Here is a 16,780-nt window from a genome sequence, read left to right as displayed (position 1 = left end):
TCCTCGGCAGCATCGATGGGCACCGCTGCGAAGAAGTGTTATCGCTAACAATTCTGTAGTCAAGGCGTAAGAACTGAGAAACCAGGCGGACACATGCCCCCTGTTAGCGGTCACAACCCGGCGGCCTCGTACGCGGCACGCTCATCCAGCGTCTCGGCAGCCAGAAGTGCCTGCGCCAGCCGGTCGAGCCGGGCCCGGTGCTCGCGCAGCAGCCGCAACGCGTCGCTGTAACAATCGTCGACGATGGCCCGCACCTCGCTGTCGACGAGCTCGCGGGTGGCCGGGGCGACCCCGTCCAGGCCGAGCGGCGACTCGGTGCCCGGCGCCGGCAGCACCGTGACCGGCCCGATCGCCTCGGACATCCCCCACCGGCCGACCATCTGCCGCGCGATGTTGCTGACCTGGTCGAGGTCGCTCTCCGCGCCGGTGGTCACCTCGCCGAAGACGACCTCCTCGGCGGCCCGCCCGCCCAGCGCCCCGGTGATCCGGCCGCGCAGGTAGGCGCTCGAGTACCCGTACCGGTCGGTGTCGGGGCTCTGGAAGGTCACGCCGAGCGCCTGGCCGCGCGGGATGATCGAGATCTTGCGAACCGGGTCGGCGCCGGGCGTCAGCATGCCGAGCAGGGCGTGGCCGGCCTCGTGGAAGGCGGTGCGCTCCTTCTCCTCGGGCGTGAGCATGATGCCGCGCACCGTACCCAGAAGGATCTTTTCCAGAGCGTCGCCGAAGTCCGCCGTGGTCACCGTCTCGTGCCGCCGCCGCGCCGCCAGCAGCGCCGCCTCGTTGACCAGGTTGCGCAGGTCCGCCCCGACCATCCCGGGCGTGGTCGCGGCAATTTTCTTGAGATCGACATCAGGATCCACGGGTACGCCTCGCGTGTGCACGGCGAGGATCTGCTCCCGCCCGGCCACGTCCGGCGGGCTCACCGTGACCAGGCGGTCGAAGCGGCCGGGCCGCAGCAGCGCCTGGTCGAGGATCTCGGCCCGGTTGGTGGCCGCGAGCACCACCACGCCCTCGCTCCCGGTGAACCCGTCCATCTCGGTGAGGATCTGGTTGAGCGTCTGCTCGCGTTCGTCGTTGCCGCCCAGCGACTGCGCGCCACCGCGGGCCCGGCCGATCGCGTCCAGCTCGTCGATGAAGACGATGGCCGGCGCGACCTTCTTGGCCTGCTCGAACAGGTCACGCACCCGGCTGGCGCCGACGCCCACGATCATCTCGATGAACTCGGACGCGGACATCGAGAAGAACGGCACCTTCGCCTCGCCGGCCACCGCCCGGGCGAGCAGCGTCTTGCCGGTGCCGGGCGGCCCGGAGAGCAGCACGCCGTGCGGGATGCGGGCGCCCAGCTTGCGGTAGCGCTCCGGGTCGCGCAGGAAGTCGACGATCTCGGTGACCTCCTGCTCCACCTCCTCGATGCCGGCCACGTCGGCGAACGTGGTGCGCGGCCCGCTGTCCGGCGAGAACAGCTTGGCCCGGGACCGGCCGAAGCCGCCGATGCCACCGGCCGCGCCCGCCGCGGCACGCCGGAAGAACCACACCAGCAGGCCGATGATCAGCAGCGCCGGGCCGAAGCCGAGCAGCAGTTGCTGCCAGACCGGCGCCGGGGCATCCGGCGGTTTCGCGTTCACCGCCACGCCGTGCGCCTGGAGCAGCGCGAACAGGTTGTCCGCCGCGAAGGTGGGCCGCTCGGTGGTGAAGCGGTCGACCTGCTCGCTCTTCTTCTCCCCCAGCGGCGTGTAGGCCGCCTTCTCCCGGAACGTCCCCTCGATGGTGTCGCCGGTGGAGGTGATCTCCTCGATGTTGGCCTTCTGCGCCTGGGTGACGAAGAACGTGTAGGACACCGCGACCCGCGGTTCCGGCCGCAGCAGCACCGACGTCACGATCCAGTTGACCGCCAGCAGCACCAGCAGCATGACGACCAGTTGCACCCAGGGCCGGCGGCGCGATCGTTTCGGCGGGCCGCCCTCGACCCGCCAGGGTTTCGGCTCGTCGCCGGACGTGGGTGCTGTCATGATCCCGGTTTACTCCCCCGCGGCCACGGGCCGCCACTGTCGCGCTGTGACCGATATCGTCATCGGGTGGTGCGCGAGCGGTTGCGGTTGCTGCGGCTTTTCGGGTACGCCGGGCGCCCGTTGACCGTGGCGCTGCTCGTCGTGCAGGTCGCCCGGGCGCTGCTGCCCGCCGCCCAGGCCGTCGCCGTCGGGGCGCTCGTCGCCCGCCCGGCGCTGGGCAACGTCGCGGTGGTCGCCGCATTGTTCCTGGCCGATCAGCTGGCGTGGACCGCCTTCGTGCCGCTGCGCGAGCTGGTCGCCAAACGGATCGACGGCGAGCTGCGGGCCGGCCTGCGCCGGATCGCCACCGCCCTGCCCACGCTCGCCGACCTGGAGAGCCGCGACTTCCAGGACCGGGCGGCGCGGGTGGTCGACGCGGGCATCGGGATCGCCCGGGAACGCAGCGCCGGTAACGCCGCCACCGGGCAGGTCGAGCTGATGTTCCGGATGGCCGGCGCGGTCGCCGCGGCCGGGGTGCTCGCCACCTTCTCGGTGCCGCTGGCCGTCGGGCTGCTGGTCGTGTCGCTGGTGGGCCGGGCATTCCTGCGCCGGGAGTGGCTGGCGATGATCGCCGTCCTGGACGCGGACACCGCCGCGCAGCGCCACGAGCACTACGTGGCCGAGCAGGCGGTGATCGGCGCGGCCAAGGACGTGCGGCTCTTCGGGCTGGCCGGCTGGTTCACCGGCCGGTTCCGGGTGGCCGCCCACCGCGCCTACGGGCCCGTCTACCGCCGGATGATGGTCGCGCTCCACCGGCAGTGGTGGTTCGTGCTGCTCGCCGCCGTCACCGGGGCGGCCGCTCCGGGCGTACCCGCGATCTCGGTCCTGAATGGTGATCTTGATCCGGCCCGGCTGGTGACCTGTGTGCTGGCGGGGATGGGTGTGCTGGCGATCGGCGCGATGGGGATGGAGGCCTTCGACATCGAGTACGGGCTGCGCGGCGTCACCGCCTACGACGAGCTGGCGGCGATGCCGCGGCGCGGTGACGGCACCGGAAGCGCCGGCGAGCCGGTGATCCGCTTCGAGGACGTGGTGTTCCACTATCCGGGGACCGACCGGCCGGTGCTCGACGGGTTCTCGCTGACGCTGCGCCCGGGCGAGACGGTCGCGGTGGTCGGCGAGAACGGCGCCGGCAAGACGACCTTCGTCAAGCTGCTCGCGGGCCTCTACCGTCCCACGTCCGGGCGGGTCACGGTCGGCGGCGCGGATTCGTCCACGGTGGATGCGAATGCCTGGCTGGCGGTGCTCTTCCAGGACTTCGTGCACTACCCGGCGACCATGTGGGACAACATCACCTCGCTCACGCCGGGCGACGACGACGCCGTGCGCGAGGCGCTGCACGACGCGGGCGGGCACGAGCTCGCCGATCGACTGGACCGATCACTGTGGACGGAGGGCACCGGCGGGACCGATCTCTCAGGCGGCCAGTGGCAGCGGGTGGCGCTGGCCCGGGCGCTGTTCGCGATCGGGGCGGGCCGGCGTGTGCTGGTGCTCGACGAGCCGACCGCGCATCTGGACGTGCGGGCCGAGGCGGACTTCCACGAGCGCGTCGTGTCCCGCGTACCGGAAACCACCACCACCGTCCTGATCTCCCACCGCCTCTCCACCGTGCGCCCCGCGGGCCGGATCGTCCTGATCCGCGACGGCCGCGTCGCCGAGGACGGCACGCACGAGGAACTGCTGGCCCTGGGCGGCGACTACCACCGCTTCTTCACGCTGCAGGCCGAGGCCTTTCAAAGATGAGAGATTGGGTACGCCTGCTGCGGCACATCGCCGCGCTCACCCTGCGGACCGACCGCCGCGCCGCGATCGTGCTCGCCGCGCTCACCGCGGGGCAGGCGGGCGTCATCGCCGGCATCGGCCTCAGCCAGCGCTGGCTCGTCGACGGGGCCACCGCCTCCGATCGCGCGGTCACCGCCGGGGCCGTCATCCTGGGCGCGCTCGCCTACGCGGCGTCGTCGACCGCGGGCCGGGTCGCCGGGAACCTGACGCTCTACCTGACCGGCCGCGTCCGGATCGCGTTCAGCGCCGAGATCGTGCACACCGTGGCGGCCACGCCGACCGTCGCGCACCTGGAGCACGGGCCGCACGTGAACCGCTGGAACAGGGTGCTGAGCGGCGGCGAGGCGATCGTGGCGATGCCGTGGACCGCACTCAACGCCGGCACCGCGCTGCTCAGCCTGGCCGTGACGATCGGGCTGCTGGCCTGGGTCAGCCCGCTGCTCGTCCCGCTGGCGCTGCTGGCCGTCCCGCTGTTCCTCGCCCAGCGCCGCGCCGACCGGCTGCTCCGCGAAGCCCGCGACACCGGGGCCGAGCTGCTGCGCCGCGAACGCCGGCTGCACGATCTCTGCGTCGAGCCGGAACCGGCCAAGGAGGTCATGCTCTCCGGCGGCGGCCCGGCGCTGAGCGCGCGGGCCGCGGAGCTGTGGGACGAGGCGGTCGCGCTGGAGGCCCGGGCGCGGGCGCACGGCGCGGTCACGCAGGCGGCGGCCTGGCTGCTGTACGCGGCCGGCTTCGGCGCCGCGCTCGGGGTGGCGTCCCTCGCGGTGGCCGGCAGTCCCGGGGCGGTCGTCATGGTGGTGTCGCTGGCCGCCCAGTTGCAGGAGCAGCTGCGCACGATGCTGCGCAACCTGACCACGGTCGCGCAGGCCGGCGAGGTGGTCGGGCACTACTGGTGGCTGCGCCGCTACCACGCGGCCGCGTCCCGCGGTGGCGAGCCCGCACCGGAGCGTCTGGCCGGCGGGATCGTGCTCACCGGCGTACGTTTCCGGTATCCCGGCGCGGACCAGGACACGTTGCACGGCCTCGACCTGCGCCTGCCCGCGGGGTCCACGGTGGCCGTCGTCGGCGCGAACGGCGCCGGCAAGTCCACCCTGATCAAGCTGCTGACCGGCCTGTACGAGCCCACCTCCGGCCGCATCGAGGCGGACGGCCGCGACCTGTCCACGATCGACCCGGCCGCCTGGCGGTCCCGGATGTCGGGCATGTACCAGGACTTCGCCCGGCTGCGCCTCAGCGCCCGGGAGACCGTCGGCGTCGGCGACGTCCGCCACATCCGCGACCGCGACTCCATCGTGGCGGCCGTCGGGCGGGCGGGCGCCGACCCGGTGCTGGCGGCGCTGCCGGACGGGCTGGACACCCGGCTGGGCGCCGCGTTCGGCGGCATCGAGCCCTCCCTCGGCCAGTGGCAGCGTCTCGCCCTGGCCCGGTCCCTGATGCGCCCGGCGCCGCCCCTGCTGATGGTGCTCGACGAACCCACGGCCGCGCTCGACCCGCTCGCCGAACACGAGCTGTTCCAGCACTTCGTCGGCCAGGTGCGGGAGGCCACGGCGCGAGGTGCGGTCACGGTCCTGGTCTCCCACCGCTTCACCACGGTACGGATGGCCGACCTGATCGTGGTCGTCGACGACGGCCGGGTCACCGAATCCGGCACGCACACCGCGCTGATGGCCGCCGGCGGGGCGTATGCGCAGCTCTACCACCTGCAGGAACGCGCCTACCGGTCGTAGTCTCACGGCATGGAGACGCACACACTCGCGGTGCCCGGCGCCGAGCTCGTCTACGACGTCCGCCCGGCCGGCGGTCCACACCGCCCGCTGCTGATGATCGGCCAGCCGATGACGGCTGAGGGGTTCGGCGCGCTCGCCGGACACTTCCCCGACCGTACGGTGATCACCTACGACCCGCGGGGCCTCGGCCGCAGCAAGCGCACCGACGCGCTCCTCACCAACACTCCCCAGCAGCAGGCGGCCGACCTGCACCTGCTGATCGAGGCGCTCGGACTCGGGCCGGTCGACGTCTTCGGCAGCAGCGGCGGCGCGGTGACCGCCCTCGAACTGGTCGCCACCCACCCGGCGGACGTCGCGACGCTGGTGGCCCACGAGCCGCCGATCAACGCGGTGCTGCCCGATACCGAGGCGGCCGACCGGGCGCGGGCCGGCTTCAACGAGGCGTACGAGTCGAAGGGACACGGCGCCGGCATGGCCGCGTTCATCGCCATGACATCGTGGGAGGGCGAGTTCACCGACGAGTATTTCGCCCGGCCCGCTCCCGACCCCGCGGCGTTCGGGATGCCCACCGGCGACGACGGCACCCGCGACGACCCACTGCTGTCGAACAACTCCTCGGCGATCGTCGAGTACCGCCCCGACGCGGCGGCGCTGGGCTCGACGTCCACCCGGATCGTGATCGCGGTCGGCGAGGAGACCGGCAACACCTACACCGGGCGTACGGCCAGAGCGACCGCGCGGCTGCTCGGCCAGGAGGCGACGGTGTTCCCGAGCCACCACGGCGGCTTCCTCGGCGGCGAGTTCGGCTACGCGGGCAAGCCCCCGGAGTTCGCCGCCAAGCTGCGGGAGGTTCTCGGCTGATCCTCAGCCGTAGGTCGGGTGCTGCGGCCAGCCGGGAGGCGAGTCCTCCCAGTCCTCCTGGCGGCCGCAGACACTCAGGTCACGAATGTTGTTGCTGAACAGCAGCCGGTCGACGCCTCTCGCGTAGGTGCTGCAGGTGCGGACCTCGTCACCGTCGCGCAGGAACAGTCTTGTGCTTGCGCGCACGGACCCGGAAGGGCTCGGGCCATCCCCGATGGGCCCCAGCCCGTAGCCCGCGGGAGCATACGGTCCGGACCCCGACGGACGCGGGAAAGAAGGCCCTTGAACTTTGATCTTTATCCGGACACGCTCGCGCCGGCGGCCTTGACCAGGGCGATCGTCTGCTCGATGGTCTGGGCGCGGTCGGCGGCGAAGGCCTGGTCGATGATCACCAGCGGGTTGCTCGGGTAGACGAGGGCCGAGATGTGCAGATGGCCACCGGGGATGTCGGTGGCGCCGAGGGCCAGGCGGAGGCGGTTGGAGCGGTACATGCTCTCGTTGGAGAGGTAGCTGCCGCCGCCGCCGGACTCGGCCTGGCCGCCCGGCGTCGGGCCGGTGGTCTTGCAGGTCACCGGGCCGGTCGGGCGGTCGCCGGCGGCCCACTCGCAGAGCTGCTGGTTGAGACGGGTCGGCCACGGGGTGGTCCGGGCGTCGATCATCGCCTGGTAGGGCAGCGTCGTCTCGATGAACTCGGGCTGCGGGCTCGGCTGCGGCCAGCCGGCCGCCGGCGGGATCGGCTCGGGGGTGCCCTCGTTGTTGTTGTCGGGACTGCCGCCGCGCCAGGCGCCGGCCCACTGCTCGATGTTCATGGTGCCGCGGTTGCCCTGGCTGATCGTCATGATCAGATCGGCGCGCTGACCGCCGGCGTTCGCCGCGAGGTGCGGGCCGAACGCGTCCTCGACGATGCCGGCGTTGAAGCCCGACCAGGTCACCGGCAGGGCGACCGTCTCGATGCGGATCGTCTTACCGCCGGCCTTGAAGGTCACCCCGTCCAGTTGCAGGGCCGACGCCCCGGACGGGTTGGAGCGGCGGATCTCGTTGTTCAGCTGGTACGGGTCGAAGCCGCTGACCAGCACCTTGGTCACGGCGTCCCGGGTGGGGAACTTCGCCGTGGTGACGCCGCGGGCGGCGTACTCGAAAGTGCGCAACAGACCCGCCCGGGCCTCGTCGGACACTCCGAAGGAGGGACGCCACTGCCGCAGGTCGCGGGTGCCGATCAGGCGGGTCCAGTAGAGCGGGCGGTCGTCGTAGCGCTCGATCGTCCCCATCCACAGCCGGCCCTGGGCGCGCTCCACGGCGTCGTGCCACAGCCGCCGGCCGTGCTGCGCGAGCACCCGGTCGGCGGCGGCCACCGAGCGCGCCTTGCACAGGTCGGTCCGGAGCCTCTCCACATAGGACGTGAACCCGCCGGCCTCGACCAGCGCGGACGGCACCTGCTGACCGCCGGGCAGCGCGGGCGTGTCGATCCGCGACTCCTCGAACGTGGTGGCGGCGGACCGGTCGAAACAGGCGGGCGGCGCGGCGGACGCGGCCGGCGCGGCGACGAGGGGGCCGGCCAGGGCGATGGCGGCCGCGGCGAGCTTCCGGGACATGATCAAGATGACCTCCGATCGATGTCCGACGATGGTATCGAGGTTCGGCGGGTCTGTGCGGGGATCTTCGATCAGGGTCGAACACCGGCGGTCAGGTGAAGACGCGCCGTGGCCGGGTGCTGATGACGATCGTGCTGGTGAGCTGGGTCGAGAACCGCTTCCACCACTGTGGATCGACGCCGGGCGCGGGGGCTGCGGCCCGGCGGCGGACACGCGCGGCGGGCGGTGCCGCGACGATCTCACGGAAGATCTCGTCGGCGGCCGTCTCGGGGAGCGCGACCTGGGAGGCCCAGGACTGCAGGGCGTCGTCGAGGCTCATGGGTGATCCTCCTCGTAGGAGTCCAGGGCGGCGGCCAGGGTGCGGCGGGCCAGGGAGAGTCGATAGCGGACGGTGCCGGCCGGGATGCCCAGCGCCGACGCGATCTCGGCGCTGGTCAGGCCTCCGGCGGCGGCCAGGGACAGGGTGACGCGCTGCTGCTCGGGGAGGCGCTTGATCGCCTCGGCGACGACCGCGACCCGCTCGGCCGCGATGACCGTCGTGCTGGCCGGCGCACCGACGTCCGGGGGCTCGCGGCGCATGGCGGCGTCGGTCGCGGCTCGGGTGCGGGCCTTGCGGTGTTCGTCGATGGACAGGTTCCGGGACACCGCGAAGATCCACGCCCGCCGCGCGTCGTCGTCGGGGAGGCCGGCGAGCTCCGGCAGACGCTGCCACGCGCGCAGGAACGCCTCCTGCATCAGATCGGCGGCGAGCCACCGGTCGCCGGTGCGGCCCACGAAGTAGGCGTGCACGGCGACCCGGTGCGCGTCGTAGAGCTCGCGGAACTCAACCGTGCGATCCATCGGCCGTCCGGATCCGGCCGAACTCGGAGGTGGCCAGCACCTGGAGGGCCGGCACCGCCTCGGCCGGCCCGACCGCGTCGCCGAACAGGACCACGTCCGCGACCTTCTCCATGAGCTGCTCGGCCGTGACGCCCGCCGAGAGGATGAGATCACCGAACACCAGCAGGGTGATCTTGTGGTCGAGCAGCCGGAAGTAGTCCGCGCCGAGCTCGACGTCGTCCATGAACAGCCGCGGGTCGCCCGAGCGGTACCAGACGACCTGGCCCTGCACGTCCAGCCGGGGCTCGAGCAGGGCCTGAGCCGCCTCCGGGGCGATCACCTGACCGGAGAGGAACAGCTGGGAGTAGCCGATCTCGCCCACCTCGCCGGTGATGATCACCTGCCCGGAGGCGACCAGGATGTCGCTGGGCTCGCCGGCCGTGTTGGCCAGCGCCGCGCCCGACAGGCGTACCTGACCGCTCTGGACCTTGACCTGCTGTCCCTCGACGTAGCGGTAGTAGGTGACGGCGCCGGTGATGTCGCCGAGGACCGGGCCGAGCGCGGCCTCGCTGCCGCGCGGCGCGATCAGCGAGCCGACCACGTTGATCCGCTGCGGCACCTCGCCGGTGACCGGGCTGGTGATGACCATGGCGCCGACCAGGACGAGCGTCTCGTCGGACGCGCCGAGCCCGTCGCCGCCGACCACCAGCGTGCCGGCGTGCACGCGGACCTTCGCGCCGTCCGGCACGTAGACCGTCCCCCCGATGTCTTCGGCGGGAATGGCCGCGTACGCGCCGGCCAGCGACGCCGGCACGATGACCGCGCCGATCTTGGCCAGGCCGCTGATCCCGGCCAGGTCCTCCTTCGACATGTGGGTCAGGTCGAGCACGCCCTGTCCCTCGATCACGCCTCTGTCCGTCATCGCGTGCCCCCGATCGCGTAGCGGGTGGTCTCCGGCGCCAGTCGTGTCGCCAGGGCCACCAACCAGGTTGCCAAAACAATCCTCGCCCGGGGCCTGCGCGGTGGTTTGCCTCGCCGGTGGAGCTCGGCCTCGCGCCGCAGTTCCTTCATGCGCACCACGGCGAGCAGGTACATGTCCGACATCACGGTTCACACCCTTTCTCTCTCACCGGGTACTACGGGTGTGAGCCGGAAGTGTTGGGTGCTACTCATCGCGAGCGACACGCCCGCTAGACACTCCCAGAGACAGGCGCTCTGTCAGGCGGAGACGTCGGCGCGGGCCTGCGCGGCCATGCCGGCGATGACCGACGCGGCGTTGTCCGTCGCCAGCTGGATGGCCTCGTCGGCGAAAGCGATCGCCTCGTCGCGGTTGCCCTGCGCGGCCGCCACGTAGGCCAGCCCGACCAGGTTGGCGGCCACCCCGGGGAGGAAACCGAGCTCCCGGCGCAGGCGGGTCGACTCCTCGAACCGGCGACGCGCGTCGTCCAGCCGCCCGGCGACATGGTCGGCGTATCCGAGGTGCCGCAGCGCATAGGACATCGTCAGCGGGTCGCCCAGTTCGGCCGCGCGTTCCAGCGCCGGCACGGCCGCCGCCTCGTCGTCGCGGACGACCTGGTGGAAGAGGCCCGCCCAGAGCACGGCCTCGCCTTCACCGCGCTGGTCGCCCAGCTCGCGGTAAAGCTCGGCCGCCCGCTCGAAGAGGGCAAGCTCCTGGGGCTCCTCCCGTCTTTCGGCAGGAGGAGCCGCGAGGAAGCGCGCGTGGATGACGCGCCCACGGGCCAGGGCGAGGTCGGCCTCCACGCCGTCGAGCTTGCGGTCGGCGATCGCCAGGCCGTCGTGCTCGCCGTTGAAGACCGACCGCTCGGAGAAGTGAACCGCCAGCGGAATACGGTCATCGTTGCTCACCGACGTGCGGGCAGGACGTTGTCGATGGTCACCGGGGCACCACGGTCTCGATGGCCCATTGGCGGCAGGTGTCGAGGCGGTGCTGGACGGTGGCCAGTTGCTCGGCGACGGGGCCGGGGCCCGTCGAGCCGAAGGTGGTGCGGGCGGCCAGCGCCGAACGGACCGAGAGGACCTGGCGGACCGACGGGTCGAGGTGCTCGCTGATGGTCTTCAGGTCGTCGTCGGTGACGTCCTCCAACTCGCACTCGCGCGCCGCGCACAAGGCCACCAGGCGGCCGGTGATCTCGTGGGCGTCGCGGAACGGCACACCCTTACGGACCAGCCAGTCGGCGACCTCGGTGGCCAGCGAGAAGCCGACCGGGGCGGCCGCGGCGAGGCGGTCCACGCGGACGGTCATCGTGGAGATCATCCCGGCGAGCGCGGGCAGCAGCAGCTGGAGGGTGTCGACCGCGTCGAAGGCCGGCTCCTTGTCCTCCTGCATGTCCCGGTCGTAGGTGAGCGGCAGCCCCTTGAGCATGGTCAGCACCGCGACCAGGCCGCCGATCAGCCGGCCGCTCTTGCCGCGGGCCAGTTCGGCGATGTCCGCGTTCTTCTTCTGCGGCATGATCGACGAACCCGTGGCGAAGGCGTCGTCCAGCTCCACCCAGCCGAACTCGGTGGACGTCCAGAGCACGACCTCCTCGCCGAGGCGGGAGAGGTGCACACCGATCAGGGCCGTGACGAAGAGGAACTCGGCCACGAAGTCGCGGTCGGCCACCGCGTCCATCGAGTTGGCGGCGGGCGCCGTGAAGCCGAGCTCCTTGGCCACCGCCGCCGGGTCGAGAGGCAGCGACGAACCGGCCAGGGCGCCGCTGCCGAGCGGGGAGATCGCGCAGCGGCGGTCCCAGTCGGCGAGGCGGTCCAGGTCGCGGAGCAGCGGCTGCACGTGGGCCAGCAGCCAGTGGCCGAAGCTGACCGGCTGCGCGTGCTGCACGTGGGTCAGCCCGGGCGCGGGGGTGTCCACATTGAGCGCCGCCTGCTCGGTCAGCGCGTCGGCCAGCTCGATCACCGCGCCGGCCACCCCGCGGGCGTGGTCGCGCAGGTAGAGCCGGAGGTCCGTGGCGACCTGGTCGTTGCGGGACCGGCCGGCGCGCAGCTTGCCGCCGAGCGACCCGAGCCGCTCGAGCAGGCCGCGTTCCAGCGCGGTGTGCACGTCCTCGTCGTCGACGGTGGGCCGGAACTCGCCGGACGCGCACGCCGCCTCGAGGTCGTCCAGGGCGGCGAGCATCTTGCCGAGCTCGTCCGGGTCGAGCAGGCCGGCCGCGGCGAGCACCCGGGCGTGTGCCCGGGAGGCGGCGAGGTCGTAGGGGGCCAGCCGCCAGTCGAACTGCACGCTGACGGAGAGCCGGGCCAGAGCCTCGGCGGGCCCACCGGCGAACCGGCCGCCCCACAGGGACGTCTTGTTGTCCGCCATCACCCGAGCCGCTTGTTCCGCGCCGACGCCATCCGGGAGGGCAAGCCCCAGAGCTGCACAAAACCCTTCGCCAGGGACTGGTCGAAGGTGTCCCCCGTGTCGTAGGTAGCCATCCCGAAATCGTAGAGGCTCGCCTCGGAGCGCCGTCCGGTGACCACCGCGCGGCCGCCGTGCAGGGTCAGCCGCACCTCGCCGGTCACGTATTTCTGGGTGTCGGCGATGAACGCGTCGAGGGCGTCCTTCAGTGGCGAGAACCAGAGGCCGTCGTAGACGAGCTCGCCCCAGCGCTGGTCGACGGACCGCTTGAACCGGGCGACGTCCCGCTCGACGGTCACGTTCTCCAGTTCCTGGTGCGCGGCGATCAGGGCGATCGCGCCGGGCGCCTCGTACACCTCGCGGCTCTTGATCCCGACGAGACGGTCCTCGACCATGTCGAGGCGGCCGATCCCCTGCGCGCCGGCCCGGCGGTTCAGCTCCGCGACGGCCTCGAGCGGGGTGACCGTCTCACCGTCGACGGCGACCGGGTCGCCCTGGTCGAAGGTGATGGTGACCTCGTCGGCGTCCCGCGGCTCGGCCGGGTTCGCCGTGTACGAGTACAGCTCCTCGATCGGCGAGTTCCAGATGTCCTCCAGGAAGCCCGTCTCGACGGCGCGTCCCCACAGGTTCTGGTCGATGGAGTAGGGCGACCGGTGCGACACGTCGATCGGCAGGCCTTTCTCCTCGGCCAGCGCGATCGCCTTGTCCCGGGTCCAGGCGAAGTCCCGGGCCGGCGCGATCACTTTCAGACCGGGCGCGAGCGCGCCGATGCCGACCTCGAAACGCACCTGGTCGTTGCCCTTGCCGGTGCAGCCGTGCGAGACCACGGTGCCGCCGTACCGCTGGGCCGCCTCGACCAGGTGACGCACGATCAGCGGCCGGCTCAGCGCCGAGACCAGCGGATAGCGGTCCATGTACAGGGCGTTGGCGCGCAGCGCCGGCAGGCAGAAGTCGGCGGCGAACTCGTCCTTGGCGTCCACCACGACGCTCTCCACGGCGCCGCAGTCGAGGGCGCGCTGCCGGATGACCTCCATGTCCTCGCCGCCCTGCCCGACGTCGAGCGCGACCGCGATCACCTCGCCGCCCACCTGCTCGGCGAGGTACGGAATGGCCACGGAGGTGTCCAGACCTCCGGAATACGCAAGTACGACCCGCTCGGTCACGGGGTGCTCCCTTCCATGGTGTCGCTGGCGTGGCCGGCCCACTCGGCGAGCTTGTCGGCCAGGGCCTTGCCACCGGAGACGTCGCGGGCCACGACGAGGATCGTGTCGTCGCCGGCGATGGTGCCGACGACGTCGGAGAGCCCGGAGCGGTCCAGCGCGCTGGCAAGGAACTGCGCCGCCCCGGGCGGGGTTCGGAGGATGGTCAGGTTGCCGCTGGCGTCGACGCCGGTGAGCAGCTCGCGCAGCAGCCGGATGAGCCGGGCCGGCGCCTGTTCGGCGTCGCGCAGCGGGCGGCGGCCGTCCTCGGGGATGACGTAGGCGCCGCTCACCTTGACGGCGTTGAGCTCCTCCAGGTCGCGGGAGAGGGTGGCCTGGGTGACCTGCACCCCGTCGGCCGCGAGCAGTTCGCCCAGCTCGGTCTGCGAGCGCACCGCGCGCTCACGGATCAGCTCGACGACGCGCGCGTGCCGGCCGGCCCGCGTCCCGGGCCCGGTCACGACTCCTCGCCGTGTTCGACCAGCCAGGCCAGCAGCGCCTTCTGTGCGTGCAGGCGGTTTTCCGCCTGGTCGAAGACGGCGCTCTGCGGCCCGTCCATCACCTCGTCGGTGATCTCCTCGCCGCGGTGCGCGGGCAGGCAGTGCAGGACGATCGCGTCGCGGCTCGCGACACCGAGGAGCTGGGCGGAGATCTGGTACGGCCAGAACGGCGTCAACCTGTCCCGCCCGTCGCCCTCCTGCCCCATCGACGTCCAGGTGTCCGTGGCCAGCACGTCCACCCCGTCGGCCGCCTCGCGCGGGTCGCGCAGCACCTCGACGGAGCCGCCCGTCCAGGCCGCGATCTCGGCCGCCCGGGCCACCACCGCGGCCGACGGGTCGAAGCCGGCGGGCGCCGAGACCCGGACGTGCATGCCCGCGGTCGCCCCGGCCAGCAGGTAGGAGTGCGCCATGTTGTTGGCCGCGTCCCCGACGTAGGCGAGCTTGACGCCCTTGGTGGCGCCCAGCCGTTCCCGCACGGTCTGCAGGTCGGCGAGCAGCTGGCAGGGGTGGTAGCCGTCGGTCAGCGCGTTCACCACCGGGACGCGGACGTCGGAGGCGAGCTCGGCCAGCCGATCGTCGCCGTGGGTGCGCAGCACGATCGCGGAGACGTACCGCGACAGCACCCGCCCGGCGTCGAGCAGCGTCTCGCCCCGGCCGAAGTGCGTGTTCTGGGTGTCCACGATGATCGGGTTGCCGCCGAGCTCGGCGATGCCGGCCTCGAACGACAGCCGGGTACGCAGGCTGGGCTTGTCGAAGATGACCGCCACCGACTGCGGCCCGGCCAGCGGCTTGTACCCGTACCTGTCGGCCTTGAAGGTGTCGGCGAGGTCGAGCACCTCAGCCTGTTCCTCCGGCGACAGGTCGTCGTCGGCGAGGAAGTGCCGGATCACGGGAGAACCTCTTTCAGGGCGGTGAGGAACGCGTCGGCCTGCTCGGCGCTGAGGATCAGCGGAGGCGCGAGCCGGATGACGGCCGGCTGGACCGGATTGACCAGGAACCCCTTGTCCCGCAGCGCGCCGGCCAGCCGGGCCGACTCGGGGCCGTCGAGCTCGATGCCAAGGAGCAGGCCCGAGCCGCGGACGGTGAGGCCGAGCGCCTCGACGCCCCGGCGCAGCTGCTCGCCGACCCGTTTCACGTGATCGAGCAGGCCCTCGCCGGCGATGGTCCGGATCACCGCGAGCGCGGCGGCGCAGCACACCGGGTTGCCGCCGAAGGTGGTGCCGTGCGAGCCCGGGGTGAACAGGTCGGCGGCCGGTCCGAAGGCCAGGCAGGCGCCGATCGGCAGGCCGCCGCCGAGGCCCTTGGCGAGCGTGATGATGTCGGGCTCGACGCCGTCCGCCTGGTGGGCGAACCAGTGGCCGGTGCGGCCGATGCCGGTCTGCACCTCGTCGAGCACGAGCAGCGCGCCGGTGGCGGTGCAGATCTCCCGGGCCGCGGCCAGGTAGCCGGGCGGCGGGACGACCACGCCGTTCTCCCCCTGGATCGGCTCCAGGATGACCATGGCGGTCTCGGTGGTGACCGCCGCCCGCAGCGCGTCCGCGTCGCCGTACGGGATGTGGGTGACCTCGCCCGGCAGCGGCCGGAACGGGTCTGCCTTGGCCGGCTGACCGGTCAGCGCGAGCGCGCCCATCGTGCGGCCGTGGAAGCCGCCCCGGGTGGCCACCACGTGGGTGCGCCCGGTCAGCCGGGACAGTTTGAACGCGGCCTCGTTCGCCTCCGCCCCCGAGTTGCTGAAGATCACCCGCCCGGGCCGCCCGGCCAGCGCCAGCAGCAACTCGGCGAGCGCGACCGGCGGCTCGGCGATGAAGAGGTTGGAGACGTGCCCGAGCGTGGCGATCTGGTGGGACACCGCGTCCACCACGGCCGGGTGGGCGTGGCCGAGCGCGTTGACCGCGATCCCGCCGAGCAGGTCGACGAACTCGCGCCCGTCCTCGGCGGTCAGCACGGCGCCCGAGCCGCGGACCAGGCCGAGCGGCGGCGTGCCGTAGTTGTCCATCATGGTCTCTTGCCACCGGCCGGTCAGCCCGCTCATGACGGCGTCACCATGGTCCCGAATCCCTCCGAGGTGAAGACTTCCAACAGGGTGGAGTGGGCGACGCGGCCGTCCACGACATGCGCGGCGGGCACCCCGCCGCGGACCGCGCGCAGGCAGGCCTCCATCTTGGGGACCATGCCCGACTCCAGTGACGGCAAAAGCTTTTCCAGATCGTCGGCGCCGATCTCCGTGGTCAGCGAGGAGGTGTCCGGCCAGTTGGTGTAGAGGCCGGGCACGTCGGTCAGGACGACCAGCTTGCGGGCGCCGAGGGCCACGGCCAGCGCGGAGGCGGCCGTGTCGGCGTTGACGTTGTGCACCACGCCCGCCGCGTCGGGCGCGACGGTGGCGACGACCGGGATGCGGCCGGCGGCGATCAGGTCGTCGACCGCGGAGGTGTCCACCTCGGCCACGTCGCCGACCTGGCCGATGTCCACCGGCTCGCCGTCGACCAGCGCGTGCCTGCGGACCGCGGTGAACAGCCGGGCGTCCTCACCGGACAGCCCGACCGCGAACGGGCCGTGCTGGTTGATCAGGCCGACCAGTTCGCGGCCCACCTGGCCGGTGAGCACCATGCGGACCACGTCCATGGCCTCGGGCGTGGTGACCCGCAGCCCGCCCTTGAACTCGCTCTCGATGCCGAGCCGGCCGAGCATCGCGTTGATCTGCGGGCCGCCGCCGTGCACCACGACCGGCCTGATCCCGGCGTACCGCAGGAACACCATGTCGGCCGCGAACGCCGCCTGCAGCGCGGGGTCGGTCATCGCGTTGCCGCCGTACTTGATGACGACCGTGGAGCCGTGGAAACGCTCGAGCCAGGGCAGCGACTCGATCAGGACCGCGGCCTTCTCGTGCGGGGTCATCG

17 protein-coding genes are annotated in these 16,780 nt (G+C 72.5%); 3 read left to right on the top strand and 14 right to left on the bottom strand.

The window, feature by feature from the left end; genetic code table 11:
• Positions 1–110: 110 nt before the first annotated feature.
• The gene (gene ftsH / locus QSK31_RS16825; RefSeq protein ID WP_285684918.1) at positions 111–2,009 is read right to left on the bottom strand and encodes an ATP-dependent zinc metalloprotease FtsH; all 1,899 of its coding nucleotides are present in this window, start codon (positions 2,007–2,009) and stop codon (positions 111–113) included.
• Between the two features lie 66 nt (positions 2,010–2,075).
• Between ftsH and QSK31_RS16820 the strand changes: the two genes are divergently transcribed.
• From QSK31_RS16820 to QSK31_RS16810, 3 genes are read left to right on the top strand one after another with little or no spacing between them, the layout of a single operon-like run.
• Positions 2,076–3,791: an ABC transporter ATP-binding protein gene (locus tag QSK31_RS16820; RefSeq protein WP_285684917.1), complete on the top strand. Its 1,716-nt coding sequence runs from the start codon at positions 2,076–2,078 to the stop codon at positions 3,789–3,791.
• Positions 3,788–5,557 (top strand): ABC transporter ATP-binding protein, encoded by a 1,770-nt coding sequence (locus tag QSK31_RS16815; RefSeq protein WP_285684916.1) that lies wholly within the window; start codon positions 3,788–3,790, stop codon positions 5,555–5,557. The genes QSK31_RS16820 and QSK31_RS16815 overlap by 4 nt, the downstream gene beginning before the upstream one ends.
• A gap of 9 nt (positions 5,558–5,566) precedes the next feature.
• Positions 5,567–6,418 (top strand): alpha/beta fold hydrolase, encoded by an 852-nt coding sequence (locus QSK31_RS16810; RefSeq protein ID WP_285684915.1) that lies wholly within the window; start codon positions 5,567–5,569, stop codon positions 6,416–6,418.
• Positions 6,419–6,421: 3 nt separating this feature from the next.
• Here the strand turns inward: QSK31_RS16810 and QSK31_RS16805 are convergent, their stop codons facing one another.
• The 13 genes from QSK31_RS16805 to argB form a co-directional block, all read right to left on the bottom strand.
• Positions 6,422–6,604: a DUF899 family protein gene (locus QSK31_RS16805; RefSeq protein WP_285684914.1), complete on the bottom strand. Its 183-nt coding sequence runs from the start codon at positions 6,602–6,604 to the stop codon at positions 6,422–6,424.
• Positions 6,605–6,714: 110 nt separating this feature from the next.
• Positions 6,715–8,010, bottom strand: coding sequence for a PA0049 family protein (locus QSK31_RS16800; protein ID WP_285684913.1), 1,296 nt, complete (start codon positions 8,008–8,010; stop codon positions 6,715–6,717).
• A gap of 91 nt (positions 8,011–8,101) precedes the next feature.
• Positions 8,102–8,329, bottom strand: a complete 228-nt coding sequence (locus QSK31_RS16795; protein ID WP_285684911.1) for a hypothetical protein — start codon at positions 8,327–8,329, stop codon at positions 8,102–8,104.
• Positions 8,326–8,850, bottom strand: coding sequence for an RNA polymerase sigma factor (locus QSK31_RS16790; protein ID WP_285684910.1), 525 nt, complete (start codon positions 8,848–8,850; stop codon positions 8,326–8,328). Before QSK31_RS16790 ends, QSK31_RS16795 begins: the two co-directional genes overlap by 4 nt.
• Entirely contained in the window at positions 8,834–9,751 is a 918-nt protein-coding gene (locus QSK31_RS16785) for a hypothetical protein (protein ID WP_285684909.1), read from the bottom strand. The genes QSK31_RS16790 and QSK31_RS16785 overlap by 17 nt, the downstream gene beginning before the upstream one ends.
• Complete coding sequence (locus QSK31_RS16780) at positions 9,748–9,936, bottom strand: hypothetical protein (protein WP_285684908.1); 189 nt, start codon at positions 9,934–9,936, stop codon at positions 9,748–9,750. Before QSK31_RS16780 ends, QSK31_RS16785 begins: the two co-directional genes overlap by 4 nt.
• 111 nt (positions 9,937–10,047) lie before the next feature.
• Positions 10,048–10,695, bottom strand: coding sequence for a tetratricopeptide repeat protein (locus QSK31_RS16775; protein ID WP_285684907.1), 648 nt, complete (start codon positions 10,693–10,695; stop codon positions 10,048–10,050).
• A gap of 28 nt (positions 10,696–10,723) precedes the next feature.
• A complete protein-coding gene (gene argH / locus QSK31_RS16770; protein WP_285684905.1) occupies positions 10,724–12,148 on the bottom strand; it encodes an argininosuccinate lyase in 1,425 nt (474 codons plus the stop codon).
• Positions 12,148–13,347 carry an argininosuccinate synthase gene (locus QSK31_RS16765; protein WP_285684904.1) on the bottom strand — a complete coding sequence of 400 codons (1,200 nt, stop codon included), beginning with the start codon at positions 13,345–13,347 and terminating at the stop codon, positions 12,148–12,150. Before QSK31_RS16765 ends, argH begins: the two co-directional genes overlap by 1 nt.
• Positions 13,344–13,844 (bottom strand): arginine repressor, encoded by a 501-nt coding sequence (locus tag QSK31_RS16760; protein ID WP_285684903.1) that lies wholly within the window; start codon positions 13,842–13,844, stop codon positions 13,344–13,346. Before QSK31_RS16760 ends, QSK31_RS16765 begins: the two co-directional genes overlap by 4 nt.
• Positions 13,841–14,773, bottom strand: coding sequence for an ornithine carbamoyltransferase (gene argF, locus QSK31_RS16755; RefSeq protein WP_285684901.1), 933 nt, complete (start codon positions 14,771–14,773; stop codon positions 13,841–13,843). Before argF ends, QSK31_RS16760 begins: the two co-directional genes overlap by 4 nt.
• Positions 14,770–15,915 carry an acetylornithine transaminase gene (locus QSK31_RS16750; protein WP_285684900.1) on the bottom strand — a complete coding sequence of 382 codons (1,146 nt, stop codon included), beginning with the start codon at positions 15,913–15,915 and terminating at the stop codon, positions 14,770–14,772. Before QSK31_RS16750 ends, argF begins: the two co-directional genes overlap by 4 nt.
• Positions 15,912–16,778: an acetylglutamate kinase gene (gene argB, locus QSK31_RS16745; protein ID WP_285684967.1), complete on the bottom strand. Its 867-nt coding sequence runs from the start codon at positions 16,776–16,778 to the stop codon at positions 15,912–15,914. The genes QSK31_RS16750 and argB overlap by 4 nt, the downstream gene beginning before the upstream one ends.
• Positions 16,779–16,780 lie beyond the last annotated feature (2 nt).

The sequence above is a fragment of the Actinoplanes sp. NBRC 103695 genome (genome assembly GCF_030269485.1).
Classification (GTDB): Bacteria; Actinomycetota; Actinomycetes; order Mycobacteriales; family Micromonosporaceae; genus Actinoplanes.
The sequence above is the reverse complement of the archived record's forward strand: the minus strand, read 5'-3'. Positions and strand labels throughout refer to the sequence as shown.

Excerpts from the sequence above, each read along its gene's own strand:
- ftsH (WP_285684918.1), bottom strand. The coding sequence starts at position 2,009 with ATGACAGCACCCACGTCCGGCGACGAGCCGAAACCCTGGCGGGTCGAG.
- QSK31_RS16815 (WP_285684916.1), top strand. The coding sequence starts at position 3,788 with ATGAGAGATTGGGTACGCCTGCTGCGGCACATCGCCGCGCTCACCCTG.
- QSK31_RS16810 (WP_285684915.1), top strand. The coding sequence starts at position 5,567 with ATGGAGACGCACACACTCGCGGTGCCCGGCGCCGAGCTCGTCTACGAC.
- QSK31_RS16800 (WP_285684913.1), bottom strand. The coding sequence starts at position 8,010 with ATGTCCCGGAAGCTCGCCGCGGCCGCCATCGCCCTGGCCGGCCCCCTC.
- QSK31_RS16795 (WP_285684911.1), bottom strand. The coding sequence starts at position 8,329 with ATGAGCCTCGACGACGCCCTGCAGTCCTGGGCCTCCCAGGTCGCGCTC.
- QSK31_RS16790 (WP_285684910.1), bottom strand. The coding sequence starts at position 8,850 with ATGGATCGCACGGTTGAGTTCCGCGAGCTCTACGACGCGCACCGGGTC.
- QSK31_RS16785 (WP_285684909.1), bottom strand. The coding sequence starts at position 9,751 with ATGACGGACAGAGGCGTGATCGAGGGACAGGGCGTGCTCGACCTGACC.
- argH (WP_285684905.1), bottom strand. The coding sequence starts at position 12,148 with ATGGCGGACAACAAGACGTCCCTGTGGGGCGGCCGGTTCGCCGGTGGG.
- QSK31_RS16750 (WP_285684900.1), bottom strand. The coding sequence starts at position 15,915 with ATGAGCGGGCTGACCGGCCGGTGGCAAGAGACCATGATGGACAACTAC.
- argB (WP_285684967.1), bottom strand. The coding sequence starts at position 16,778 with ATGACCCCGCACGAGAAGGCCGCGGTCCTGATCGAGTCGCTGCCCTGG.